The organism is Streptomyces pallidus (ex Mingjun et al. 2026), from assembly GCF_051550185.1.
Classification (GTDB): domain Bacteria; phylum Actinomycetota; class Actinomycetes; order Streptomycetales; family Streptomycetaceae; genus Streptomyces.
On record NZ_CP196181.1, the window covers coordinates 3,757,503 to 3,780,357 of the forward strand.

General features: G+C 69.6%; 27 protein-coding genes and 1 tRNA gene. 13 read left to right on the forward strand and 15 right to left on the reverse strand.

The window, feature by feature from the left end; all coding sequences use genetic code 11:
• Positions 1 to 425: 425 nt before the first annotated feature.
• Positions 426 to 1,385, forward strand: coding sequence for a Yip1 family protein (locus ACSHWO_RS16420; protein ID WP_438312698.1), 960 nt, complete (start codon positions 426 to 428; stop codon positions 1,383 to 1,385).
• Positions 1,386 to 1,474: 89 nt separating this feature from the next.
• On the opposite strand, the gene ACSHWO_RS16425 is transcribed toward ACSHWO_RS16420, so the two are convergent.
• The 5 genes from ACSHWO_RS16425 to dcd all read right to left on the reverse strand — a co-directional run bounded on the left by ACSHWO_RS16425 (position 1,475) and on the right by dcd (position 5,789).
• Complete coding sequence (locus ACSHWO_RS16425; protein WP_438312700.1) at positions 1,475 to 2,317, reverse strand: histidine kinase; 843 nt, start codon at positions 2,315 to 2,317, stop codon at positions 1,475 to 1,477.
• A gap of 29 nt (positions 2,318 to 2,346) precedes the next feature.
• Positions 2,347 to 2,952, reverse strand: a complete 606-nt coding sequence (locus tag ACSHWO_RS16430; RefSeq protein ID WP_438312702.1) for a hypothetical protein — start codon at positions 2,950 to 2,952, stop codon at positions 2,347 to 2,349.
• An 89-nt stretch (positions 2,953 to 3,041) separates the two neighbouring features.
• On the reverse strand, positions 3,042 to 4,448 hold the full coding sequence (locus ACSHWO_RS16435; RefSeq protein WP_438312704.1) for a hypothetical protein: 1,407 nt from the start codon (positions 4,446 to 4,448) through the stop codon (positions 3,042 to 3,044).
• Positions 4,449 to 4,707: 259 nt separating this feature from the next.
• Positions 4,708 to 5,205 carry a phosphoribosyltransferase gene (locus ACSHWO_RS16440; protein ID WP_179172805.1) on the reverse strand — a complete coding sequence of 166 codons (498 nt, stop codon included), beginning with the start codon at positions 5,203 to 5,205 and terminating at the stop codon, positions 4,708 to 4,710.
• On the reverse strand, positions 5,202 to 5,789 hold the full coding sequence (gene dcd / locus ACSHWO_RS16445; RefSeq protein ID WP_179172804.1) for a dCTP deaminase: 588 nt from the start codon (positions 5,787 to 5,789) through the stop codon (positions 5,202 to 5,204). The genes ACSHWO_RS16440 and dcd overlap by 4 nt, the downstream gene beginning before the upstream one ends.
• Before the next feature lie 470 nt (positions 5,790 to 6,259).
• Between dcd and ACSHWO_RS16450 the strand changes: the two genes are divergently transcribed.
• A tRNA-Gly gene (locus tag ACSHWO_RS16450) sits at positions 6,260 to 6,333 on the forward strand.
• A gap of 110 nt (positions 6,334 to 6,443) precedes the next feature.
• Positions 6,444 to 6,722: a hypothetical protein gene (locus ACSHWO_RS16455; RefSeq protein ID WP_438312706.1), complete on the forward strand. Its 279-nt coding sequence runs from the start codon at positions 6,444 to 6,446 to the stop codon at positions 6,720 to 6,722.
• Here ACSHWO_RS16455 and ACSHWO_RS16460 read toward each other — a convergent pair.
• The 5 genes from ACSHWO_RS16460 to ACSHWO_RS16480 form a co-directional block, all read right to left on the reverse strand.
• The gene (locus ACSHWO_RS16460) at positions 6,712 to 7,146 is read right to left on the reverse strand and encodes an NUDIX hydrolase (protein ID WP_438312708.1); all 435 of its coding nucleotides are present in this window, start codon (positions 7,144 to 7,146) and stop codon (positions 6,712 to 6,714) included. The genes ACSHWO_RS16455 and ACSHWO_RS16460 overlap by 11 nt on opposite strands.
• The gene (locus ACSHWO_RS16465; protein ID WP_438312710.1) at positions 7,143 to 8,000 is read right to left on the reverse strand and encodes an SDR family NAD(P)-dependent oxidoreductase; all 858 of its coding nucleotides are present in this window, start codon (positions 7,998 to 8,000) and stop codon (positions 7,143 to 7,145) included. The genes ACSHWO_RS16460 and ACSHWO_RS16465 overlap by 4 nt, the downstream gene beginning before the upstream one ends.
• A 34-nt stretch (positions 8,001 to 8,034) precedes the next feature.
• Positions 8,035 to 8,667: a DUF305 domain-containing protein gene (locus tag ACSHWO_RS16470; protein ID WP_438312712.1), complete on the reverse strand. Its 633-nt coding sequence runs from the start codon at positions 8,665 to 8,667 to the stop codon at positions 8,035 to 8,037.
• An 86-nt stretch (positions 8,668 to 8,753) separates the two neighbouring features.
• The gene (locus ACSHWO_RS16475) at positions 8,754 to 9,185 is read right to left on the reverse strand and encodes a DUF6153 family protein (protein ID WP_438312714.1); all 432 of its coding nucleotides are present in this window, start codon (positions 9,183 to 9,185) and stop codon (positions 8,754 to 8,756) included.
• A 52-nt stretch (positions 9,186 to 9,237) separates the two neighbouring features.
• Positions 9,238 to 11,670, reverse strand: coding sequence for a heavy metal translocating P-type ATPase (locus ACSHWO_RS16480; RefSeq protein ID WP_438312716.1), 2,433 nt, complete (start codon positions 11,668 to 11,670; stop codon positions 9,238 to 9,240).
• Positions 11,671 to 11,969: 299 nt separating this feature from the next.
• Here ACSHWO_RS16480 and ACSHWO_RS16485 point away from each other — a divergent pair, with 299 nt between their 5' ends.
• The 8 genes from ACSHWO_RS16485 to ACSHWO_RS16520 all read left to right on the forward strand — a co-directional run bounded on the left by ACSHWO_RS16485 (position 11,970) and on the right by ACSHWO_RS16520 (position 16,749).
• On the forward strand, positions 11,970 to 12,545 hold the full coding sequence (locus ACSHWO_RS16485) for a DUF5994 family protein (RefSeq protein WP_438312719.1): 576 nt from the start codon (positions 11,970 to 11,972) through the stop codon (positions 12,543 to 12,545).
• Between the two features lie 5 nt (positions 12,546 to 12,550).
• Positions 12,551 to 12,733 (forward strand): hypothetical protein, encoded by a 183-nt coding sequence (locus ACSHWO_RS16490; RefSeq protein WP_438312722.1) that lies wholly within the window; start codon positions 12,551 to 12,553, stop codon positions 12,731 to 12,733.
• A gap of 90 nt (positions 12,734 to 12,823) precedes the next feature.
• Complete coding sequence (locus tag ACSHWO_RS16495; protein WP_438312725.1) at positions 12,824 to 13,114, forward strand: hypothetical protein; 291 nt, start codon at positions 12,824 to 12,826, stop codon at positions 13,112 to 13,114.
• Between the two features lie 12 nt (positions 13,115 to 13,126).
• The gene (locus ACSHWO_RS16500; protein ID WP_438312728.1) at positions 13,127 to 13,396 is read left to right on the forward strand and encodes a hypothetical protein; all 270 of its coding nucleotides are present in this window, start codon (positions 13,127 to 13,129) and stop codon (positions 13,394 to 13,396) included.
• A gap of 696 nt (positions 13,397 to 14,092) precedes the next feature.
• A complete protein-coding gene (locus ACSHWO_RS16505; protein ID WP_361097031.1) occupies positions 14,093 to 14,296 on the forward strand; it encodes a cold-shock protein in 204 nt (67 codons plus the stop codon).
• Positions 14,297 to 14,543: 247 nt separating this feature from the next.
• Positions 14,544 to 16,046, forward strand: coding sequence for a DEAD/DEAH box helicase (locus ACSHWO_RS16510; RefSeq protein ID WP_438312731.1), 1,503 nt, complete (start codon positions 14,544 to 14,546; stop codon positions 16,044 to 16,046).
• Positions 16,047 to 16,092: 46 nt separating this feature from the next.
• A complete protein-coding gene (locus ACSHWO_RS16515; RefSeq protein ID WP_438312733.1) occupies positions 16,093 to 16,434 on the forward strand; it encodes a CBS domain-containing protein in 342 nt (113 codons plus the stop codon).
• Between the two features lie 6 nt (positions 16,435 to 16,440).
• The gene (locus ACSHWO_RS16520) at positions 16,441 to 16,749 is read left to right on the forward strand and encodes an SCO5918 family protein (protein WP_404236835.1); all 309 of its coding nucleotides are present in this window, start codon (positions 16,441 to 16,443) and stop codon (positions 16,747 to 16,749) included.
• A gap of 118 nt (positions 16,750 to 16,867) precedes the next feature.
• Here ACSHWO_RS16520 and ACSHWO_RS16525 read toward each other — a convergent pair whose 3' ends face one another.
• A complete protein-coding gene (locus ACSHWO_RS16525; RefSeq protein ID WP_385844457.1) occupies positions 16,868 to 17,227 on the reverse strand; it encodes a hypothetical protein in 360 nt (119 codons plus the stop codon).
• An 823-nt stretch (positions 17,228 to 18,050) separates the two neighbouring features.
• Between ACSHWO_RS16525 and ACSHWO_RS16530 the strand changes: the two genes are divergently transcribed.
• The gene (locus ACSHWO_RS16530; protein ID WP_361102389.1) at positions 18,051 to 18,389 is read left to right on the forward strand and encodes a MerR family transcriptional regulator; all 339 of its coding nucleotides are present in this window, start codon (positions 18,051 to 18,053) and stop codon (positions 18,387 to 18,389) included.
• 574 nt (positions 18,390 to 18,963) lie between these two features.
• Here ACSHWO_RS16530 and ACSHWO_RS16535 read toward each other — a convergent pair.
• On the reverse strand, positions 18,964 to 19,287 hold the full coding sequence (locus ACSHWO_RS16535; RefSeq protein WP_438312738.1) for a putative quinol monooxygenase: 324 nt from the start codon (positions 19,285 to 19,287) through the stop codon (positions 18,964 to 18,966).
• Between the two features lie 135 nt (positions 19,288 to 19,422).
• Here ACSHWO_RS16535 and ACSHWO_RS16540 point away from each other — a divergent pair, with 135 nt between their 5' ends.
• The gene (locus ACSHWO_RS16540; RefSeq protein ID WP_438312740.1) at positions 19,423 to 20,397 is read left to right on the forward strand and encodes a GlxA family transcriptional regulator; all 975 of its coding nucleotides are present in this window, start codon (positions 19,423 to 19,425) and stop codon (positions 20,395 to 20,397) included.
• A 102-nt stretch (positions 20,398 to 20,499) separates the two neighbouring features.
• On the opposite strand, the gene ACSHWO_RS16545 is transcribed toward ACSHWO_RS16540, so the two are convergent.
• The 3 genes from ACSHWO_RS16545 to ACSHWO_RS16555 form a co-directional block, all read right to left on the reverse strand.
• Positions 20,500 to 20,976 carry a cupin domain-containing protein gene (locus ACSHWO_RS16545; protein ID WP_385844442.1) on the reverse strand — a complete coding sequence of 159 codons (477 nt, stop codon included), beginning with the start codon at positions 20,974 to 20,976 and terminating at the stop codon, positions 20,500 to 20,502.
• Positions 20,977 to 21,197: 221 nt separating this feature from the next.
• On the reverse strand, positions 21,198 to 21,716 hold the full coding sequence (locus tag ACSHWO_RS16550) for a hypothetical protein (protein ID WP_438312744.1): 519 nt from the start codon (positions 21,714 to 21,716) through the stop codon (positions 21,198 to 21,200).
• A 195-nt stretch (positions 21,717 to 21,911) separates the two neighbouring features.
• Positions 21,912 to 22,766: an immunity 49 family protein gene (locus ACSHWO_RS16555; RefSeq protein ID WP_438312745.1), complete on the reverse strand. Its 855-nt coding sequence runs from the start codon at positions 22,764 to 22,766 to the stop codon at positions 21,912 to 21,914.
• Positions 22,767 to 22,855 lie beyond the last annotated feature (89 nt).

Sequence of the window (22,855 nt, forward strand, 5' to 3'; positions counted from 1 at the left end):
CTCCCCTTGAACCCGTACCGCCTCAACGGCGGCGTCCCCGAAGCAACTTGCCAACGGCTGGACCAACTTCGGCCCCGAACGCACCAGTTGTCCGGTCACCGACCGTTCGAAGGCTACGACAGCCCGGACAGAAGACTCGCGACGCGAGGGCACCACGCGCCACAAGGTTGCCAAGTTGCTACAAAAGCCCAGGTCAGACCGCCCCACGGCGACGATCACAAAGCCACTGCCCCGATACGCCCGCATTCGACCACCTACATGACGAACATCACACATTGTCGCGCGGAGCGCAGCGCCCGGACCGCCCACAGGGGTGGGGGCGGCCCCCCGGGGTTCCCCTAAGGGATGTCACAGCTCAGCCGCAAAGGGTCGCAATTCCGGCGGCCCGGTCACCCTTGCCCGCCGGACCAGGTACGTTCGATCACGTGGCTGGATTCAGGATCGGACGCGGACGGGACGACAACCGCGCGCCGCAACAACCCCCGCGGCAGCAGCCGTACGGTCAGCAGCAACCGCAGCAGGCGCCGTACGGCGGGCAGCCCTACCCTCCGCAGCAGCAGTGGCCGCAACAGGCCGCCGCCGGAGGCCATGGCGAGCCGGAGTACTTCGACCCGTACGGGCACCCGCAGCAGCCCCACCAGGCGCAGCAGCAGCCCCCGTACGGCCACGGAGGCCACGGCGGTCACGGCGGTCACGGCGGTCACGGCGGCGGCTCGTACGCGAACGACAACCCCGGGCACACCCAGGTGTTCGCCTACAGCGAGGACCCGTACGGCCCGCCCGGGACCTACCAGGCGGGTGGCGGCGGCGGCAGCGGCGGCGCGGGCGTGCCGGCGCCGACCGGCCCGCGGCTGCCGTGGAAGGAACTGCTCAAGGGCATCGTGCTGCGGCCCGGGCCGACGTTCCTCCAGATGCGCGACTACCCGGTCTGGGGCCCCGCGCTGATCGTGACGTTCCTGTACGGGCTCATGGCCGTCTTCGGCTTCGACGACGCCCGCAAGGACGTCATCAAGGCCACCCTCGCCAACGCGGTCCCGATCGTCCTCAGCGCCGGCGTGGCCTTCGTCATCTGCGGCCTGATCCTGGGCGCCGTCACCCACACCCTGGCCCGCCAGCTGGGCGGAGAGGGCTCCTGGCAGCCGACCATCGGCCTGTCCATGCTGGTCATGTCCCTCACGGACGCGCCGCGCCTGCTCTTCGCGATGTTCCTCGGCGGCGACAACATGTTCGTCCAGGTGCTGGGCTGGGCCACGTGGGTGGCGGCGGGCGCGCTGTTCACCTCGCTGGTCAGCAAGTCGCACGACCTGCCGTGGCCGAAGGCACTGGGCGCTTCCGCGATCCAGCTGATCGCACTCCTGTCGCTGATCAAGCTGGGCACCCTGTAGCCGGTCCAGGTCCCCGTCCGGCCGACGACACACGGAGGGGCCCGGCGCGCACACCGCGCGCCGGGCCCCTTCGGACTTCTCGCGGCCGCTCACCGAGGCCCGACGAAGCGGAGCTCCTCCGACTGCGGCAGCAACTCCGAGATCAGCTCCCACACCCTCCCGGGCCGGACACGGACGAGTCGGAGCACGCTCGAGGCATCCACCTGGCCCGCGCGTACGGGCTCTGCCGGCAGCTCCCGATGCCAGTAGCCGAGCGGTCCGCAGTCCCACACACCGAACCCGCGGATCACGAGGCCGGCGTCAGCCTCGTCCCAGCCCCGCCACGCGGCTGTCATCCGCCAGCTCGCCCGCACCTTCATGAGCATGTCGGTGAAGTGGGAAAGCTGCGGCTCTTCGAGGCCCCCGGCGTCGGCCAGGGCTTTGCGTACATGGTCGCGGTCCTCCGCCCCAGACCGCGTCAGCGGCGCGGAGTCGACGGCGGCCAGGCCGGCGTCCAGCGTGCCCACCGTGGCTTCCACCACCCGGATCTCCGACTCGTCGGCGGCGTCCGCCCGCTGGAGGTTGACCATGTGGGCGAGCGCGCCGACAGCGGTCCGCGGTTCGACGAGCGAATACTCCGATTCCGCCTCGCCGGGCCACGCCCGGTGGGCGACGGCATGGTTGGCGCCGATGAGCAGCCCGTGGTGCAGTCGGCCCTGGCGGCCGTCCGACTCCAGCGTGACGACCACGACCGGGCGGACGAGCGTTTCGAGGAGGGGGGCGAGCAGCGGGGAGACCGCGCCTGCCCCGTCGATGAGGCCACAGTCCAGCAGTTCCTGCCGTTCGGCGGAAAACTCCTGCGGGACCGGGTCCCCGAGTACGGATTCGGTGAGGACGACGATGTGGCCATCGGTCAGCCGGAACCGAGAGCTGGATATGTCATATGAAGGCATACGTACTCACTCGCTTGATGGTTGTGCGGTCATGGCTGCGATTCCGCGTAGAAGGCGAAGGAGCGAGCGAAGGCGGCCCGTACCGCGCCGCCCCGGGTGAGGGCCGCCCGGTCCACCGCCGCGAAGAGGACCGCGAGCGTGATGTCCGCGTCTTGCGCGGACCCAGTCACGGTCACGGCGAGCCGCTTGCCCGTGCCGATCCCGGTCTGCTTCACGGTGATGGTGACCCCGGGGTCCTCGCCGTCCCGCTCCCTGGTCAGCCTGTACCGTCTGCGGCTGATCGCCGTCAGCCGGTACGCGTCTCCCGCGTGCTGCATGCGTAGGGAGCGGGCCCGGCGGGTCAGCCCCCACCGGTTCCGACGCAGCCGGACCGAACGGTCGCCGACCTCCAGCCGGGCTCCGTTCAGGCCGGGCAGGCTCATCACCTGGGACTGCAGGCCGGTCGAGGAGTAGCTCGCGTGCGGGATCCGCTCGCCGCGCACCTCGCTGGTCAGGGTGCCGGAATTGTGGGAGGCCCTCGGGAAGAGGACGGTGATGCCACCGAATTCGGGCGAGCTGCCGTGCCAGCCCGTACGGCGCTCGTGGCGCTCTCCCTGTTGCCAGGTGTGGAGCATGAAGGGCGGGGCGGCGTACATCTGTCTCCCTCGGGCTACGGGGCGGTTCGGTGGACGTGTGAGGTGCGCGGGGTGTCGAGGCACCGCGGGCCGCGGGGCGTCCGCGGCGGTCAGTCGAACGGGTTGAGGGCGCTGCCCAGCTTTCCGGCCTTGTCTCCGATCCAGTCGCCCGCCTTGTCCAGCCCCTTGCCTATGGCCTCCCGGTTCTCCCAGGCCATGCACCCGGCGTAGACCAGGCCGGTTCCGACGGTCAGGCCGATGGTGACGGGGTTCGGAGCGACAGTCATCGCGGTCATGGAAGCGCTGAACGCCGTACCGCTGAGGTCCGTGGCGAACTTCATCGGCTTTTCTTTGATCATGTCGGTGTCGTACGTCATGAGGTTCGCGACCCCGTAGGCGGTCGTTGCGACACCGCCGACGACACCGAGGCCCCGCATCGCACCGGCTGCCTTGGCGGCGTTGGCCAGGCCCCCGTTCTTGGCAACGGTGAGGAGGTTTGCCTCCGAGGCTGTGGGGATGAAGAAGGAACCGTTGCGCATCCGTGCCCCGAGCATGGCAGCCTCGTCGGAGCCGGTCAGGGCCGTCACCAACCTCGGCGGGACCTTGTTCAACAGGCCCCCCGGGGATGCGCCCAGGGCCAGTCGTTCGTTGACGTGGCGCGCCAGTAGAGTTCCCGGAGCATTGGGGTGCGGGTAGGGCGGCCTCAGCGTCTTCTGCAGCTTGTACGCGTACCAGAGGGACGTCCCGGTGGCACCGGCAAGCGTGCCTGCCGTGACCGTCCCCTCGATCACCCCGGTGACGAGCTTGGCAAGCTCGGGGTTCGATGTCAGCCGTGTGACGGCTTCGCGCTCCAGCCGCTTGACGTAGTCGTCCAGGGTCTCGCCGTCGCGCATCTCCAGGACGGAGAGCGTTTCCCGTGTCGCCCGCTCGGCGTCGTCGGCCTTGGCCAGTTCGCCTGCGTTCCCGTTGAAGCCGGTGCCCAGCGTTCCGTCGTTCTTGTCGCCGTAGCCGTCCTTGACTACGGCCTCCAGGTTCTTCTTCAGATCGTGATCTGCGTCGTCGAACGCTTTTAGACAGGACTTGATGTGCTCGGACCAGGATGTTTCGCTCTCGCGCACGCCCCGCGTGAAATCCGGGTCGTGGCGGGCGGCGTACCGCTCCTCTGCGCTGAGCCGGTCCCAGTCGTAGGCGACAGCCCCCTGCTCGGAGACCTTCATCCCGGCCTTGACCGCCTCATCCCTGGCGTTCTCCAACTGCTTCTTCAGCTCAACGAAGTGCTGATGGGCGTTGCGCAGCAGGGTGGCGGTCGCCTTGGCCTGGATCTGGGCTGCCTGGTACTCGTAGCGCGTCGATGCGAAGTTGGTCAGAGCGACGCCCGCGCTGATACCGTTCCAGGATTGACCGATTCGGATCTTCTCCACGGTGTCGTGGTAGCGCCGCTCGACCTTGCCGATCTCCTCCGCCATGCTCTGCCATTTGTCGGCGGCGGTGGACAGCAGCCCGAAGTCGGTCGACATGACCTCGTGATAGGTCAACATGCCGCACCCCCCGCGACCCGGTTGTCACGCAACGACCACAATCGACCACGCAACGCCACGCTCGCCCCCACCGCCTTTGGCCATCGCTTTGAGGGCCGATGATATTTTCTTTACCTGGGCCATCCGGGTAGCGGCCGCTGATCGGCGTGTCGTTGGAAGCAGACATGACGCCGCCGCGGGCCCGGCGGCGTGCTGCCGGGCCCGCGGCGGCGGAAGTGGCGGGGCGGGGTCTCGCCTGTCAGGCGTCGAGGATCTGGCCCTCGCGCTTGACGACGGGCGGCTCGACCGACCACGGGAACTCGATCCAGTCGTCGGTGCGCTTCCACACGTACTCGCACTTCACGAGGGAGTGCGACTTCTCGTAGATGACGGCGGAGCGGACGTCGGCGACGGTCCCGACGCAGAAGTCGTGGACGAGCTTCAGCGTCTTGCCGGTGTCGGCGACGTCGTCGGCGATCAGGACCTTCTTGTCGGAGAAGTCGATCGCGTCCGGGACCGGCGCCAGCATGACCGGCATCTCCAGCGTGGTGCCCACGCCGGTGTAGAACTCCACGTTCACGAGGTGGATGTTCTTGCAGTCGAGGGCGTACGCCAGCCCGCCGGCGACGAAGACGCCGCCGCGGGCGATGCTCAGGATGATGTCGGGCTCGTAGCCGTCCTCGGCGATCGTCGTCGCCAGCTCCCGGACGGCACGGCCGAAGCCCTCGTAGTTCAGGGATTCGCGTACGTTGCTCATGCCTCGTGCCTCACCTGGGTGCGGTGGAAGTTCTGGAAGGAGCGCGACGCCGTCGGCCCGCGCTGGCCCTGGTACCGCGACCCGTACCGCTCGCTCCCGTACGGGAACTCGGCGGGCGAGCTGAGCCGGAACATGCACAGCTGCCCGATCTTCATGCCGGGCCACAGCTTGATCGGGAGGGTGGCGAGGTTCGACAGCTCGAGCGTGACGTGGCCGGAGAAGCCGGGGTCGATGAATCCGGCGGTGGAGTGCGTCACGAGTCCCAGGCGGCCCAGGCTGGACTTCCCCTCCAGCCGGGAGGCGATGTCGTCGGGCAGCGAGATGACCTCGTAGGTCGATGCGAGCACGAACTCGCCGGGGTGCAGGATGAACGCCTCGTCGCCCTCCGGCTCGACCATCCGGGTCAGGTCCGGCTGCTCGATGGCGGGGTCGATGTGGGCGTAGCGGTGGTTCTCGAACACCCGGAAGTAGCGGTCGAGACGCACGTCGATGCTGGAGGGCTGCACCATCGACTCGTCGAACGGGTCGATGCGCACCCGTCCGCTGTCGATCTCGGCCCGGATGTCTTTGTCAGAGAGAAGCACGTCCCGAGGATACGCAGAGCGCGCGAGCCACCCCCAATCGAGAGCGGGCGCCCGCGCGCCCGGCCGTCTACCGCTTGCCGGCATCCCCCACGGGGACGGCGTGCCTCAGGCGCGCGCACCGCGGGCACCGCAGCAGCCGGCCCGGGCCGATCCGGCCGGCTCCGAGGTGCTGCAGCGGAAACGAAGCGGTACTGAACACATGCCCCTCGGCACAACGGACGACGGTGTTCTCCATCGAGGTCCTTTCCCCAACCTGCCGTACTACGACGAATCGCCACATTAGGGGATGTTCGGAACCTGCTCCAGCCGCCACTCCCGCGGCCCGCCGCACCGGTACGTTACGCCCCAACTCCCGCCCGCACGACCGTCGGTGCACCGCACAAACAACGAGGACCCCGCGGACGATGCACCGGGGGTCGATCATGGGGTAGAGTGTGCAACGGTACCGCTCCAGTCACCTGGAGCGACCTGCGGATGTAGTTTAATGGTAGAACATGAGCTTCCCAAGCTTATAGCGCGGGTTCGATTCCCGTCATCCGCTCCACGACAAAGCCCCAGGTCAGCGACCTGGGGCTTGTTTGTTGTCTAGACCTATCGAGGCCCACGTGCCATTCGCGTGCCATAACTTCCCTAACGGGGCATCAGGTTGGTGAGGTGCCCCTTGTGAGGATCACCTCGCCCGAGCGGCCCGACCGGACGCTGGCGGCGCCGACTCGTCCCACCCGCTCCATCGGCGGCAAGAGGAGCCAGGGGGCACCGGTCCACCAAGCAGCGACCGAGGGCGGATCGCAGCCGAAGTCCGAACCCCCGGCGCAAGCGCTCGCCGAAGCGGACGGCAGCCCGAAGGCCGCCACCGTCACCGGCGGCGGCCACACTCCTCCGGGAGCACAACAGGTGTTCCCCGGAAGCGCGCCCAGGTCGTTCAGCGACTGAACGGAGCGAGGGTCCCGGCGCTGATGGCGCCCCTCAGGACGTGGGCGATCTCCTCGGGCTTGAGGTCGATGCCGTCGAGGCCCTCGGCGGTCAGCGGGATCTCCTCCAGCGCGTACTCGCCGCGGCCCTCGGCGCTGAACTCGGGCCCGGTGCGGTCCTCGAAGGACCAGGTCGCGATGCGGGCGAGGTAGAAGAGCTGACGCTCGTCGTCGGACTCCATGGTGTGGAGGAGGCGGACGATGTCGGCCTTCCCTGCGATCTCCTCTTGGATCTCCCGATGGAGGGCGGCCTCCCGGGACTCGTCGCTGGGCTCGACGCCGCCGCCGGGGAGGACCCAGTACTCGGGGATGTCGGGCTTGGTGCGGCGGATGACCAGCATCGTGTCGTCAGCGGTGACGAGGACGGCGCGGACTCGTTCCTTCATTTCGGTCTGTCTCCTTGCTTGTTGACGGTCTCAGTGCAGCAGACAGCCGCCGTCGACGTGGACGGATTGCCCAGTGATGAACGACGCGGAGGGGCCGACAAGGAACGCCCCAGGACCGCGACATCCTCGGGCCGTCCACGGCGGGGGACGCACTGGCGCTTGATCTGGTCCTCCGGACGCACACGGTGCTGGGCGGGGATGGCGTTCTCGGCCTCGACCTGGATGGCGCCGGGCATGACCGTGTTGACGCAGATGCCGTACGGGCCCAGCTCGCGGGCAACGGAGCGGGTCAGGCCCAGCAGTCCCGCCTTCGCGGTGCTGTAGGCGACGAGGTTCGTGCGGCCGGCGCGGGCGTCGATGGGCCCGATTTCGGCGCGGACGAGGTCGACCATGGTCTGGACGGCGCCCGGATCGGTGAGGTCGGCGTTCGCCGCGCTGCCGGGGCTGCCGTCGCGCTCGAACGCGGCGAGGAGGGCGTGGGCGTCGTGGTCCTGGCCGAGGTGGTTGACCGCGACGGTCGCGCCGGCGGTGGCGAGCGCGCGTCCGATCTCGGCGCCGATGCCGGTGGTCCCGCCGGTGACGAGGGCGGTGCGGCCCTGGAGCGGGCGGGCCTGGAGAGGGGTCTCAAGCAGGGGCAGGGACATGGCTGCTCCGTTCGCCGGAGTGGGGTGAGGGGCCGGTGCGGTGGTGAACATGGCGTCGATCGTCGTGAGCGGGTCCTGGCTCTCGACGAGCTTGATCAGTACGAGCTGGAGGTCGTGCCCGGTCAGCCGGGCGTCCGGGACGACTCCCAGGATCCGCAAGGCGAGGAACGCGTGGATCTCTTCCAGGCGAACTCGAAGTCGAGCCAGCACAGCGGATCGGCGATGTTGGGCTCCCCTGCCGCTGTCAGCCTGTCTTGAGCATCGTGCGCATCTGGGTGATCTCGGCTGTCTGGGAGGTGATGATGTCGTCGGCCAGGGCCTTGGCGGGGCCGTAGGAGCCCTGCTGCTTCTCCGTCTTGGCCATGGCGATGGCGCCTTCGTGGTGCTCGATCATCATGCTCAGGAACATGGTGTCGAAGGCGTTGCCCCTGGCGTTGCCCAGCCGGCCCATGTCCTGGTCGTCCATCATCCCGGGCATGCCGGAGTCGTCGCCGTGGCCCATGCCGTCCATGCTGACGCCGGTGGGGACCCTCTCGCCCCACGCCTTGAGCCAGCCGGACATGGTCTCGATCTCCGGGGCCTGCGCCTTCTTGATCTTTTCTGCGAGTGCCTTGACGTCGGGGGATGCGCCGTGGGCGGCGACCATGTCGGACATCAGGATGGCCTGGCGGTGGTGGGGGATCATCCCCTGCGCGAAGGTGACGTCCGCCTGGTTGTGCCGGTCGGCCTCGGTCGATGCCGGGGCGGTCGTGGTCGCGGCAGATGTACCGGCCGTGTTCGTGGTGTCGTTGGTACCGCACGCGGCCAGGACCAGGCCGGCGGCGACCGCGGCGGCTGCAAGGGCCGCGCAGCGCGGCAGGGATCGGTTCGTGTTCATTTCGCTGAGCTCCAGTGATCGGATACGGGCAAGGGGGCTGGCTTTCCATGGCCGGCGCCTTCGGGCGCGTGCCACAGGAGGAGCCCCTACGTCCGCAGGACCTGGAGATCGGCGAGCAAGGGCGGTGCCCGCCCCCGGGCGGGCTCGTAGGCCAGTGCGAGCGACAGCGCGGGCTGGGCATGCACGAGGCTGCTCGGTACACCGGCGAGGGGCGCTGTGTCCGGCGAGGCGATGGCGGGGGCATCGGGCGGGGCCGCAGATGTGCACATCCGGTCCGCGTGACCGGCGTCCCGGACAGGGTCATGGTCCTCGCCGGCGGCGCACGGATGCTGCGGGTCGGTCTGTGCGGCCGCCACGTGGTGGGACATGTGCTCGGTGGCGCCCGTCGTCGGCAGCACAACGGCAGAGCCAAGGCCGTGCATACCGAGCAGCCCGATGACGAGTCCGAAAACGAGCAGCAGCCCGAGCCGCAGCACCGGCCGGGACTGCGGCTGCGTGCGGGGCACATGGGCGGTCACATCTCCCACCGTATGCCGCACCCGCACACGGCGCAGTGCGACCTGGGCCGGGCTACCCACCATCGTCATCGCCTTCGTCCACTGGGGCGGCACGGGCAGCCGCACCGGGCAGGCGGAGGCGTTTGAGTGCGAGGGCGTTGACGGCGACGATGATGCTGGATCCGGACATGGACAGGGCGGCGATCTCGGGGCGGAGTATCAGCCCGGTGGCGGGTTCGAAGACGCCTGCCGCGATGGGCAGGGCGATGGCGTTGTAGCCGATGGCCCAGCCGAGGTTCTGGCGCATCTTCCGCAGGGTGCCCCGCCCGATGCGCAGTGCGGTGGGCACGTCCAGCGGGTCGGAGCGCATCAGGACGAGGCCGGCGGTCTCGATGGCGACGTCGGTGCCGGCGCCGATGGCGATGCCGAGGTCGGCCTGGGCGAGGGCGGGGGCGTCGTTGACGCCGTCACCGACCATGGCGACCTTGCGGCCGCCGCGCCGGAGCTCGGCTATGGTGGCGGCCTTGTCGCCGGGGAGGACCTCGGCGACTACGGTGTCGATGCCCAGGTGCTGCGCGATCCGCTCGGCGGTGGCCCGGTTGTCGCCGGTGAGCATGACGACCTCGACGCCGAGTGCGCGCAGTTCGCGTACGGCGGCCGAGGAGGTCTCTCGCGGTGCGTCGGCGATGGCGATGAGCGCGGCGGCCAGGCCGTTGACGGTGGCGATGACGACGGTACGGCCGGTGGCTGCCAGCTCGTCCCGCCGGACGGCGAGCGGACCGAGTTCCACGCCCTCGCGTTCGGCCAGCCGGCGGTTGCCCACGGCGACCCGGTGGCCGTCCACCACGGCGGTCGCGCCGTGGCCGGGCACGTTCTCGAAATGCCGGGCCCGCACCTGCTCCACGCCGCGCGACTCCGCGTAGCGTACGACCGCCTCGGCGAGCGGGTGCTCGGATTCCCGCTCGACCGCCGCGACCAGCCGCAGGACCTCGTCCTCGTGGCGGCCGGGTGCGGTGATCACCTCGGTGACCTCGGGTTCGCCCTTGGTGAGGGTGCCGGTCTTGTCCATCACCACGGTCCGGATCCCGGCGGACGCTTCCAGGGCCATCGCGTTCTTGAACAGGACCCCTCGCTTGGCCCCCAGCCCGGTGCCAACCATGATCGCGGTGGGAGTGGCCAGGCCGAGAGCGTCCGGGCAGGTGATGACAACCACGGTGATCGCGAACAACATCGCGCTGCCGAAGGGCCGGTCGGTGGCCAGCAGCCAGACGGCGAGGGTGAGTGCGCCGCCGACGAGGGCGACGAAGACCAGCCAGAACGCGGCCCGGTCGGCGAGCCGCTGGCCGGGAGCCTTGGAGTTCTGGGCCTCCTGGACCAGCTTGACGATCTGGGCCAGTGCCGTGTCCGCACCCACCCTGGTCGCCCGCACCCGCAGGGTGCCGTTGGCGTTCAGGGTGGCACCGACCACGGAGGATCCCGGAGCCTTGTGCACCGGGAGGCTCTCCCCCGTCACGGTCGACTCGTCGACCTCGCTCTCGCCCTCCTCCACGACCCCGTCCGCAGCGATCTTCGTCCCGGGGCGTACGAGCAGCAGGTCCCCTACGGCCACCTCGGAGGTGGCGACTTCGAACGTTTCCCCGTCGCGCAGGATGACGGCCTTGGGCGGGGCGAGGTCCAGCAGGGCGCGGACGGCGTCGTTGGCACCGCCGCGGGCGCGCATCTCGAACCAGTGGCCGAGCAACACGAAGGACGCCAGCACGGTGGCAGCCTCGTAGAAGACCTCCCCGCCGCCCGTGAGGGTGATGATCAGGGAGTACAGCCAGCCCGCGCCGATGGCGACCGCCACCAGCACCATCATGTCCAGCGTTCGGGCGCGCAGGGCACGGACCGCGCCGACGAAGAAGATCGAACACGAGTAGAAGATCACCGGCAGGCTCAGCAGAAGCGCCCACACGTCCTGACGGAGCCCGAACGGCACCGGCGCATGCCAGCCGAAGACCTCCTCGCCGATCGGGGACCAGACCACGATCGGGACGGAGAAGACCACCGCGACGAGGAAACGGTTGCGCATGTCGGCCACCATGGCCGCCATCGACATCCCCACATGACCGCCATGGCCCATCGCCTCCTCGGGCGACGGCACGCCCTCCGCCTCGTGCCAGCCGTGCGCGGGTCGCACGGCTTCGGCCGCCCTCGCGGGATAGGGCGGATCCGGCTCGTCCATCGGGTCACAGATGTGCGCCGGCACCGACTGGCCCGCGCAGTGGTAGCCGCACTCCGTCACCCATCCGCGCAGTTCGGCGAGCGAGGTCCGCTGCGGGTCGAAGACGACGTTGGCCGTCTGCGCCACCGGGTTGACCTCGACGTCCAGCACAGCGGGCCGACGGCCCAGCACGGCGGCGACGGTGTTCTGTTGGGTGGCGCGGAGAATGCCCCGCACGTCCAGTACCGCCGTGCTGCGTTCCTTGCCCGCATCGCTCGGCTCGGGGTCCCGCGGGTCTCGCATACCCGTTCACCTCGGTACGTCGGTGGCCCCCACTCAGCCAGAACACTTCGCCTCGCCTACCAGCAGCCTGTGCCCGCTGCGGCGGCCCTGCAACGGCAGACGCGGGCCACCGCCCGACACATCGCGCTCCCCCACCATCCGTCGGAAAATTACCTGGTCGCGGCGGGTTGGAGTCCGCCGGACGGACGTAGAGTGGAAGGACCGGGAGTACTCCGCACACCGGCTCCCACGCCGGTGCCGTTTCCGGCGATCACGAAAAGCCGGGCTGCCGACGGGTAGCCCGGGGGCAGGTCCGCACCATGACCACCACCACCGACCGGACCGCGCCCCGCGATCTCGCCACAGTGTTCCCAGCACGCCTTTCGCTCACTCCGAAGACCACCCTCGCCGGTCAGCTGGACGGGGCCTGGTGGCCCTACTCCCGCGACCTGGCCGTCGAGCTTCCGCCGCTCGCGGCCGCACTCGACGAGGTCTGGGGACGCATCACCCGCGTCACCGTGAATCCCACCCGCTGGCCCGTCATCCCGCACAAGGTGCCCGTCGCCGGGCACAGCATCCATGTGGGCTGGTTCACCGAGCAGCACCCCGACAAGCTGATCCTGCTCTCCCTCACCGTCGGCCGCTGGGACCTGCTGGTGATTCCGCCCGAGACGGAACCCGCCGCCGCGACCCGCCTCATGACCGCCGCCGCGATCCCCGGCAGCTTCCTGACCGCCGGCACCCTGATGGCCAACGAAGCCGCCATCAGCCGCGGCATACGAGACGCCCGGAACCAGGAGAACACCTGGGAGGCCGAAGGCGGAGCCTGCATGTCACCCTTCGGGCACCTCATCGGGCGAAAGGCCCTCCCGGTACCCGGGAGCACCTGGCGGTGAGAAGCATGGAGACCATCGTCCTCATCGCAGCGATCATCCTCATGACCGCCATCGGAATGCGTCTGCTCCTCCTCAACGCCCGGCACGAGGCACGAATCGCCGCCCACCACTTCAGCGACGCCCTACCGGGCGTCGGGCGACACGGCCGCCGGCACCACCGGCGGGCACACACAGAAGCCGGCCGATGACCCAGACCTTCCCCTGACCCAGCGTCGGCGGGCGGGACGGCACCGGCTCCCCATCCGCCGACGTGCTGGCCCCGGACGAAGGACATCCCGTTGGAACCTCACAAAACGGAAACGCTCCCGGCGGCCGGACACGCTGAAGTCCGTATCGTCGCCGCCACGCCCGAGACCGCCCGCGCGGTCGCCGAAGTCCTGCGCCGCCACTTCGACACGACGGAACAGCGCAGCTACCCCGCCCCGGGCGGCGGTACCCGGCTCCATCTCACCGTCGACACCGAAAACGTCGCGGGCCCCGCCCGCTCCTGGCTGGCCACCAGCGGACCGTCAGCCAACACCGGCGCCCACGCCGAGGAGACTGACGGACTGGGCACACGCCACGCATGAAGGGACGCGGCCATGGCCACCCTCCACGAGCGGAAGGCCTACCGCCAGCAGATTCTTGAGGCCCTGTACGCGGCCACCGAGGGCAACCGCCTTCTCGGGATCACCGGGGTGAAACTCGGACACGCCCTCCACATCCCGGAACAGGACCTGGCGGCTGCCTGCACCTACCTCGCCGCCGAGGGCCTGATCACCGTCGACTGGGAGCCGGGCAACACGCCAGCAATGGTCTCACTAACACACCAAGGGATCCGGCTCATGGAGGCCGAAGAGGAACGCGGCTGATCCTCTCCAGCAGAGCAAGGCCGGACCTGTCCCAACACGCTCATGCGGGCACGCGGCGAAACCACCTCGGACGACGCCACGCTCGTCCTGGTCGAATGGCGCAGGTGACGGAACGCATGCGGAGAGCCCACATCGTCTCCCGCACGCGAGGTCGTGCCACAACGTGCCGGTAGGGACGGTAGACAGCGGTCAACGAGAGGTCGGGAGAGGCAGCCGGATCGAAGCCACCGGCGACCGTTCCCGCAGGTCAGAGGCCACATAAACGGCCAAGTGCCTGGTGTTTCCCAAGCTTATGGCGCGGGTTCGATACTTGTCATCCACTCTCGACACCGTGCCGCCGAGTCGGCGGAAGACCGGACGTCGCAGGCGGTGCTTCACCCGTTCAGACACGGCCGAAACGCCGCATTATGAACGTGCGGATATCTGGGTTCGCGGGCAGAGATTTCATCCAGCGCCCCAGGGAGAGTTTTTACCGGCGACACACGGGAGCAAAAAACTGAACCCGCACGGACTGCACCGGCGTGCTACTGTCGATTTCAGTTGCAGTTTTGGTACCCGAAAATTTCAGGCGCCCCGGCGGCCTCATGCCACACGGAAGCGTTTTGCATTCCGGTCATTTTCCGGGCGGGGGATCATTGCGGCGACACGGCGTCCGCAAGGTGCGGATTCCGCTGCACTACCCCAAGGAGATATGACATGGCTGCTGGCACCGTGAAGTGGTTCAACGCGGAAAAGGGTTTCGGCTTCATCGAGCAGGAGAGTGGCGGCCCTGACGTGTTCGCCCACTACTCGAACATCGCCGCCCAGGGCTTCCGCGAGCTCCAGGAGGGACAGAAGGTCTCCTTCGACATCGCGCAGGGCCAGAAGGGCCCGACGGCCGAGAACATCGTTCCCGCCTGACTCTGGCGCGTCATACGTAGCTGGGGCCCGCATCCTTCGGGGTGCAGGCCCCAGCTGCATTCATTTCCCAGGGCTTCGCGCGCACTCGAATCACTGCAGCCCGCTTTCAGCGCCCCCCGTCAATGATTCTGCACTCAGGCCCGAACCGCCCGGCTCTCGCATTCAATTCAGCCGGTTCCCGCAATTCCGACACCTCTCCGCCACTGTCGGAGTTTCTTGGTACGTGCCGTATCACGAAAGGTTCTGAATGAACCCCACACGCACGACCGGCCGTCCCTCCAGCACCCGCCGCATGGGCGGCCCCGCTCCCGCCGGAGCGGGTTGGGGCGGTCCTCCTGGTTCGTTCGGCGCGAACCGAACGGGAGGTACGAGGTGGTCGGTCGCAAGCGGCAACCACCCGGGCCCGGTACGGGGGGAGTTCGCCCTGCCCGAGACGATCACCCCGGTGCTGCCTCCTGTCGAGAACTTCGCCGACCTCCCTCTGGACGAGCGCCTCCTGGCCACGCTCAGCACGCAGGGTGTGTCCGTCCCGTTCCCCATCCAGGGGGCAACGCTGCCGAACTCCCTGGCGGGCCGCGACGTGCTGGGCCGGGGCAGGACAGGTTCCGGCAAGACGCTCGCCTTCGGCCTGGCCCTCCTCGCCCGTACGGCCGGGCGGCACACCAAGCCCCGTCAGCCGCTGGCCCTGGTCCTGGTCCCGACCCGGGAGCTCGCCCAGCAGGTCACGGACGCCCTCACCCCGTACGCGTGTGCCGTGAAGCTGCGCCTGGCCACCGTCGTCGGCGGCATGCCGATCGGCCGGCAGGCGAACGCGCTGCGAAGCGGCGTCGAAGTCGTCGTGGCCACTCCCGGGCGCCTCAAGGACCTCATCGACCGCGGCCACTGTCGGCTGGACGACGTTGCCGTCACCGTCCTGGACGAGGCCGACCAGATGGCCGACATGGGCTTCATGCCCCAGGTGACCGCACTGCTGAACCAGGTCCGGCCCGAGGGCCAGCGGATGCTGTTCTCCGCGACCCTGGACCGCAACGTCGACCTCCTGGTCCGCGGCTACCTGACCGACCCCGCAGTCCACTCCGTCGACCCCTCCCAGGGCGCGGTCACGACGATGAAGCACCACGTCCTGCACGTGCACGGCGCCGACAAGCAGAGGCTGACCACCGAGATCGCGGCGCGGGACGGCCAGGTGATCATGTTCTTGGACACCAAGCACGCCGTGGACCGCCTCACCGAGGACCTGCTGGGCCACGGCGTCCGGGCAGCGGCACTACACGGTGGGAAGTCACAGCCGCAGCGCGCCCGCACCCTGGCCTGGTTCAAGAACGGGCACGTCACCGTTCTGGTCGCCACGAACGTCGCGGCCCGCGGAATCCATGTCGACCGGCTCGACCTCGTCGTCAACGTGGACCCGCCCACCGACCACAAGGACTACCTGCACCGCGGCGGCCGTACCGCGCGAGCCGGCGCGTCAGGCAGCGTCGTCACCCTGGTCACCGCCAACCAGCGCCGCGCCATGACACGTCTCATGACGGCCGCCGGCATCGTGCCCGAGACCACCCAGGTCCGCTCTGGCGAAGGCGCGCTCGCCCGGATCACGGGCGCGCGCACCCCCTCCGGCATTCCCGTGAAGATCACCGCGCCGCCCACCGAGCAGCGCGAGCTCGGCACTGCTTCTCGCGGCCGACGCAGTCCCGTCCCGGCGTCCCGGCGCGCCGCCGCACGGCGGCGTTCCGTCGGCACTGCCGCCTGAGCGTCGCATGACAGGGAAGCCGACCCGTCCCCTCAGGAGGCACGTTGTGACGCCAGTCCGAATGCAGTCCCGTCCGACACACTTGACCCAGACGCACCCCACGGTGGCCGACGCCCTGGACTCGGCCACACCGCAGGTCTGCGACGACATGACCGTGGAAGTGGCCTTGGCCGTCATGGCCGGGGCCCGCACCGGTCACCTGCGCGTCTGCGACAACGACGATCAGTGCACCGGCCTGGTGACCGGGGCCCAGCTCACCACCGTCCGTGACAGCGCCGCCTACACGGACCGGCTCCGGCTGCGCGACCTCTCCGGTCGCGGGCCGTCCGCCTCCTCCACGGCCGCCAAAACCAGAGCCGGTCTTCCCTCCTCTCCTCTCCCCTTGTGAGGCATCGTGCGCTGTGTCATCGCCCGTTTCCCCTTCGACCTCACCAAGAGCGGCGTCCTGGACTCCATGAAGGGCGCCAAACCCGAGGAGATCACCGGCGAGTCCGTGATCATCGGTCGCCGCGCCTACCCCGTCAAGCAGGTCGGCCAGGTCATCACAGGCCAGGACCGCCGCGACTTCACAGCCCGTGAAGTCGTCCGCGCCATGACCAGACTCGGCTTCACCTGTCGCAGCCTCCCGCAGAGCAGCGCGCCCGCCCACGGCCTCGATCCCGTCCAGCACGCCTCTGCGGCACTCGGCGCTCCGAGTGCCTGACCGTGATCCACGGGCGGACATGAGCTGACACCCGTCGATGCACGAAGGGACCCCACCGGCACGTGTGCCGGTGGGGTCCCTTCGTGCATCGACGGGTGGCTCCTGTAGTGAGGCGGGGTCAGTGATCGGAGTAGCTGACGTCGCCCATGGTCCAGGCGCTGATGTCCGCGATCGAGACGCGGTACATCCCGCCTGTCTCCGGGATCCCCACCGTGCCCTGGAGGATCCGCGCCAGGTGGAAGTGCAGGTGCGTGGGCGGCCCGTCCTTCGCCGCCGCGGTCGCGAAGACGGTGGAGAACTCGGCCAGCCGGTCGGAGTCCGCCAAGACCTCCGAGACCCGCTGCCGCCACACCGCTTCGGGTGCCAGCCGACCTGTGATGACAGCGCCCGCGGTCACGACGGTCAGGGACATCTGGTTGCTCTGCCCGGACTCCACCAGCCTGGCGACGTCAACGAGCAGCTCGTCAATCTTCGACATGAAACCCGATCCTACGGGGCACCTCACCCCGCCCACAGGTCGTCCTACCGGGTGGCCAAAGACAACCGGGCGCGCAGGTGCAGGGGCGGCTGCGCCTTCGCGACCACTTCGCACTCCCCGCCAGGAGCCAACTACCACATCACCCGGGACACGAAAATCTATGTTGACTGAAGTAGATATCGAGATGCAGTTGGGGTATGTTTTCTGTCGTAACCAGCAGAGACAGCAGGGCCTGGCAGAGACGAACTGCCGGCAAGCAGCACCCGTAGGCGCAGTGAGCAGGACGGTGCGGCGGTGGAGTTTCGAAGCCAGGGCTTTCGCAGGGCGGTGACGAAACTGGCGGCCGGACCGGGCGGCCCGCAGTGATCAGGGGCCTCCGAGAGCGGGACCGCGGTCATGGCAGATGCGGCACCCGTGAGAGCAGCAGGGCGGTACCCCTGGTGAAGGTGTCGGGCTGCGGACGCGCGCACCAGGGCGTGGCAGCAGCGGCGCTCCCTCAGGCCGCTGAGCAGTACGCATCACCAGCAGTACGCAGTATCTGCAGGGAAAGAAGTTGACCAGCGAGGAAAGAACGGAGGAGCACGGCGCCATCAGGATCGCCCGGGCGGAAGTCCCGAGTCCGGGTACCGCAGGACATCGATAGCGAGGTGGTCTTCGGTCAAGCAACTGCGATCCCCGCGCCGACGGCAACTACCAGGCCGGGTGTGCGGACACAGAAGGCCGGCGCTTCATCAGGGCCGGCAGGTGGTGTAGTAGTTCCTTCAGGGCCCTGGTGCCAGTACTGGCACCAGGGCCCCTCTATGCGTTTCACGGAGAGGTGCAAATGACAGCAGACGACTCGTACGACCGTCTCGATGACGACGACTACCCCGCCTACACCATGGGCCGAGCCGCCGAGATGATCGGCACCACCCAGGGCTTCCTCCGCGCCATCGGTGAAGCCCGCCTGATCACTCCGCTGCGTTCCGAGGGCGGCCACCGCCGCTACTCCCGCTACCAGCTCCGCATCGCCGCCCGTGCCCGCGAACTCGTCGACCAGGGCACCCCGATCGAGGCCGCCTGCCGCATCATCATCCTCGAGGACCAGCTCGAGGAGGCCCAGCGCATCAACGCCGAGTACCGCCGCGCCGCCGAATCCGGCACGCCCCCAGAGCAGGCTTGAGGCGAGTACGCCACTGCCGGCAGCGGTCGGCGGGCCCGTCGCAGCGGTCGGCCGCAGCAGGCAGATTCCCGCACCAGCCGTGAAGGCCCGTACGGCGGTGGCGGTGGCGGTGGCGGTGGCGGTGGCGGCCGGGAACGACCGAGGGCGGCGCCCTGGGGCCGATCAGTCGAGATGGCCGTGCCGCAACGTGCCAGTAGCAGCAGTGAACAACGGACATGAGAGACGAGGAAGCGCATCCCGGGGATCACACCTGGCCCGCCTGTTTTTGCAGGTCAGAAGCCATACGGAGGCTCTGGTGCCGAGTGCTTCCCAAGCTTATGGCGCGGGTTCGATTCCCGTCATCCGCTCCACGGCAAAGCCCCAGGTCAGCGATCTGGGGCTTTGCCATCGCCCAGGGCGGGGGTGACAGTCGCCTGCCACCCGCGTCTCCCGTCGTCCGTGCTTGAGCCTGTGGATGTAGTGGGCGAAGGCGAGAAACTGCGCGAGCGGCGGGGAGGGGCGGAGGGGTCCTGTGGACACCTCCGCCGCTCGCCCCCAAGCGGTGCTCCCGGCCGGAAGGCTCGGGTCGGGCGGATCAGGGGAGCTTCGCGGCCAGGACGTCGACGGGCAGGATCTCGGGGGCCTCGGCGAGCAGCTCGGGGGCGCGCTCCATGAGCGCCGCCGCGATCTTGCCCTGGAGGTGTGCTTGGCGGCCCTCCTCGGTGGCGAAGGCGTCGAAGATGCCGAAGGTGGTGGTGCCCAGGCGCAGCGCGAACCAGACCGTGGTGCCGGCCTCTTCCCGGGCCAGGGCGAGGGCGCCGGTGAGGAGCTCCTCGACCTCGCGGACGTACTCCGGCTTGGCCTCGATGCGGGCGAGCAGGCCGATGCGGGTGGTGTCGGGGACAAGGGCGTTGGTCACGGAGTGCTCCTCGGTGCGTGGTGGGTGCGGGGCGACCCGGTGGGGTGTCGCGCCGCCGTGCGTTGTGATCACCGTATGAGCGGCCGAGGGGCTCCGGTCAGTGGCGGATCCGCCGGATGCTTTACCGTTTCCGACATGAGGATCTCGGTACTGGTCATGGACGGCCTCTTCGACTCCGGGCTGGCCACGGTCCTCGACGTCCTGCAGATGGCCAACGAACTGCGGGAGGAACTGCCCCACCCCCCACCGCGCTGGGAACTGACCCGCGTCAGCGGGCGGGGTGCCGTCCGTACGGCCTCCGGGCACGTGATCGAAGCCCGGGCCGCCGGCGACGGACCCCGGCCCGACCTTCTCATCGTGCCCGGGGCCGGCCCCAAACAGCCCGCACCCCTACTGGACTGGGTGGCCGCCCCGGAACGCGAACCCGAACGCGAGGCGCTCCGGCGGGCCCGGGCCGAGGGCATCCCCCTGGCCGCGGCCTGCACGAGTACGTTCCTCCTCGCCGAGGCAGGGGTGTTGGACGGGCTCGCCGCCACCACCAGCTGGTGGCTGGCCCCGGCCTTCCGGCAGGCGTTCCCCCAAGTCGCCCTGACGGAAAGTCACATGCTGGTCCACTCCCCGGGGGTGACCACGGCCGGAGCCGCCATGGCGCACCTCGACCTCGCCCTCGCCCTGGTGCGGCAGGCAAGCCCCGCCCTCGCCGACCTCACGGCCCGCTACCTCGTGGTCGACGACCGCCCCACACAAGCCGGCTACGCCATTCCCAGCCACCTCGCCCGCACCGATCCCACCGTCAGCGCCTTCGAGAGCTGGGTCCGCGCGCACCTCGACCAGCCCCTGCGGATGGCCGAAGCGGCCCGGGCGGTCGGCGCGAGCGAGCGGACCCTCCAGCGCGCCGTGGACAGGGTCCTGGGCGTCTCACCCCTGCGGTTCGCACAGACCATCCGGCTCGAACAGGCGGCCCACCTGCTGCGCACCACGGACCTGCCCACGGAGACCGTCGCCCGCCGCGTCGGCTACGAGAACGCCTCCACGCTCACCACCCTGCTGCGCAAGCGCCTCGGCGCCACCCCCGGGCACCTCCGCAACGCAACCGCCGCCGGCGCCTAGGCGGGGACGGCGCCTCGGGGCGCCGCGCACATGCGGCGCAACGGCCTCGACTCCGTCATCCGCTTCACGGCAAAGCCCCAGGTCAGAGACCCGGGGCTGGTGTCAGGCGTGCTGGTCGGACGGCTGTCGGGCAGGTTGGACCGACCAGTTCGGCGGCGCGTCGCCGCCCGAGTCCTCGTCGCGCTCCGCGTCGGCTGAGGTCGCATGGATCCTGCCCGACGCGTGGTGGACCGGCGCGTACACGGCGTAGAGCTGCAGGGGCTCGTCCCCGATGTTGGTGACGTTGTGCCACGTGCCGGCGGGTACGAAGATCGCCCAGCCGTCCTCGACCTCCTGGTCGAAGTCGAGTCGATCCTTCGTGCTGCCCATCTGGACGCGGCCCCGGCCCGCGTCGAGTCGTAGGAACTGGTCGGTCTCCGGGTGCGCCTCCAGGCCGATGTCCTCGCCCACCGGGATCGACATGAGGGTCAGCTGAAGGTACTTCCCGGACCAGGCGACCGCGCGGTAGTTCGTGTTCTCGAGCGTCGCCTTCTCGAGGTCGAAGCTCTGGGGTTCCGGCCCGATGTCCTTGATGGTCATACTTCTCTCCCGGTCAACGAGGGCGGTACACGGCCGCGTTCTTCGCGTCGGCCCACGTCAACCATCTCAGAGCCCCGGGCCCTTCCGGCTGCAAGCACGCGCGCCGGTCGCCGTCCGGCTGGGAACCCGACCGGCCGGCTTCGGCTGTCACCCGCCTGTCCTCGGAGCCCGAGGACGGGGACGCATCGGCCATGCGGCGTGGATGCCGGCCCGCGCGGCCGCTAGGGCAGCGCGCTGCTCACGCCGTCCACGATCACCATCCACATGGGCTGGCCACCGGTTCCGAAGGCCGACGCCAGCGCGTAGCCGATCGACGCGTCCAGCGGCCGGACGTCGACGCCCTCCCGCCACTCCGCGAGGACCAGCTCGTCGCCGTCGGAGGAGAAGTCACCGATGTGCACGCCGTCGCGGGTCAGCCGGCTGCTGGGGACCGAGTCCGGGACCAGGCAGTAGCCCACTCCCTCGAACTCCACGTCCACCCTGTACGAACGCCTGCTCAGGCCGCCCTTGGCCGGCTTAAGCTCCGCTTCCCGGCCGTCGATCCGCAGGGTGAGGAAGGCGGGGTCGCGGGTTCCGATGGCGATCTGCGCGTCCGCTTCCGACGCGGGGTCCCGCTCCAGGACCGCGCGGGGGATCCCCTCGCCGTCGACCTCAAGGCGGTCCTGGCCGTCCTGGTGGACGGTGATCCCGCCGAAACGGGTGTCCTCGATGGAGGTCGGGGTCCGGTCCGGATCGTTCATGCTCGGGTCCTTCGGGGCAGGTGGGACGGTGGTTCGTCGCGGGTGGTCGGGCGGCCGCGCGGGGTTCCCGCGAGCGCACCTCCAGTATCACGCCCCTGCGCGCCGCGGTCCGGGGCGCGGGCTCCGGATCCGGCTCCACCGCGTCGTGCAGGTTCCGCCGTCACGAGCCTGACGCGGGAGCGGAGTTCCGGGGGATCAGGTGGGGAACTCGCCGCACCAGTTTCCGTTCAGCAGGGTCGCGGGGACGTACTCGGACTCGACTTCGATCCGGATGCCCGCTTCCCGGGCGAAGCAGGCCATGGCGAGCGGAGCGAGCGCCACGAGGCCCGAGACGCGGGTGGCGCGGCCGTCCACGTTCCAGTACTCCCCGTGGAGCTGAAGGGCGGCGGTGAAGGCGCGGTCGAAGCCCTCGTCGTCCCTGCGGACGACGCGGTGGAACATCTCCATCGGCGGGTAGAGCACCTTGCCCACCGCCTCCTGGTCGGTCCTGATGACCGCCGGGTCGCTGCCGTCGACGGCGGCCACCAGCTTCCGGCCGAGGTCGGGGCCGCCCAGCCAGTAGGTCTGGAGGGTGTCGATCCAGGCGTACTCGAACTCGTCGACGTACGCGCCGCTCTCCCGCAGCAGGGACAGGGGCACGCGACAGAGCTCCGTGATCCTGTCCCGTTCCCGGCACACGACGGCCAGGTAGAAGGCAGTGAGCCAGGTGCCGGGCGTCACGTAGTTCCGCACGCCGGTGGCTGCGAGCGTGCGGTCCTTGTGCGCGATCCGGCACTGCACGTGGGTCTCGGTCGTGGTCGCGGCGGCGAACACAGCGGAGCCGGCCTGCATGGCCGTCACCCACGCGTCCCACGTGGGGTAGACCGATCCCCGCGGATCCATCAGGCAGTGGCCCTTGGCCAGCATGAGCGCGGTGTCCAGGGCTCCACCCAGATCCGTGGAATCCGCCTCCAGACCGTCGATCAGCCTCTCCGCGCTCCCCTGGAGAACGGCGAGGCCCGCCTCCGCGTTGCCCGTGGGAAACGGGTGACGGGGGATGGTCGTGACCAACGAATCCTCTTCTCATCAGATCGCAGAATTCAAACGTTCCCGACAGCCGGTGCGCACGGGCAAGGCAGCCCGCCGACGCGGCCGAACCG

Excerpts from the sequence above, each read along its gene's own strand:
- ACSHWO_RS16425 (WP_438312700.1), bottom strand. The coding sequence starts at position 2,317 with ATGCCTTCATATGACATATCCAGCTCTCGGTTCCGGCTGACCGATGGC.
- ACSHWO_RS16430 (WP_438312702.1), bottom strand. The coding sequence starts at position 2,952 with ATGTACGCCGCCCCGCCCTTCATGCTCCACACCTGGCAACAGGGAGAG.
- ACSHWO_RS16435 (WP_438312704.1), bottom strand. The coding sequence starts at position 4,448 with ATGTCGACCGACTTCGGGCTGCTGTCCACCGCCGCCGACAAATGGCAG.
- ACSHWO_RS16440 (WP_179172805.1), bottom strand. The coding sequence starts at position 5,205 with ATGAGCAACGTACGCGAATCCCTGAACTACGAGGGCTTCGGCCGTGCC.
- ACSHWO_RS16460 (WP_438312708.1), bottom strand. The coding sequence starts at position 7,146 with ATGAAGGAACGAGTCCGCGCCGTCCTCGTCACCGCTGACGACACGATG.
- ACSHWO_RS16470 (WP_438312712.1), bottom strand. The coding sequence starts at position 8,667 with ATGAACACGAACCGATCCCTGCCGCGCTGCGCGGCCCTTGCAGCCGCC.
- ACSHWO_RS16480 (WP_438312716.1), bottom strand. The coding sequence starts at position 11,670 with ATGCGAGACCCGCGGGACCCCGAGCCGAGCGATGCGGGCAAGGAACGC.
- ACSHWO_RS16485 (WP_438312719.1), top strand. The coding sequence starts at position 11,970 with ATGACCACCACCACCGACCGGACCGCGCCCCGCGATCTCGCCACAGTG.
- ACSHWO_RS16490 (WP_438312722.1), top strand. The coding sequence starts at position 12,551 with ATGGAGACCATCGTCCTCATCGCAGCGATCATCCTCATGACCGCCATC.
- ACSHWO_RS16500 (WP_438312728.1), top strand. The coding sequence starts at position 13,127 with ATGGCCACCCTCCACGAGCGGAAGGCCTACCGCCAGCAGATTCTTGAG.
- ACSHWO_RS16505 (WP_361097031.1), top strand. The coding sequence starts at position 14,093 with ATGGCTGCTGGCACCGTGAAGTGGTTCAACGCGGAAAAGGGTTTCGGC.
- ACSHWO_RS16510 (WP_438312731.1), top strand. The coding sequence starts at position 14,544 with ATGAACCCCACACGCACGACCGGCCGTCCCTCCAGCACCCGCCGCATG.
- ACSHWO_RS16525 (WP_385844457.1), bottom strand. The coding sequence starts at position 17,227 with ATGTCGAAGATTGACGAGCTGCTCGTTGACGTCGCCAGGCTGGTGGAG.
- ACSHWO_RS16530 (WP_361102389.1), top strand. The coding sequence starts at position 18,051 with ATGACAGCAGACGACTCGTACGACCGTCTCGATGACGACGACTACCCC.
- ACSHWO_RS16540 (WP_438312740.1), top strand. The coding sequence starts at position 19,423 with ATGAGGATCTCGGTACTGGTCATGGACGGCCTCTTCGACTCCGGGCTG.
- ACSHWO_RS16545 (WP_385844442.1), bottom strand. The coding sequence starts at position 20,976 with ATGACCATCAAGGACATCGGGCCGGAACCCCAGAGCTTCGACCTCGAG.
- ACSHWO_RS16550 (WP_438312744.1), bottom strand. The coding sequence starts at position 21,716 with ATGAACGATCCGGACCGGACCCCGACCTCCATCGAGGACACCCGTTTC.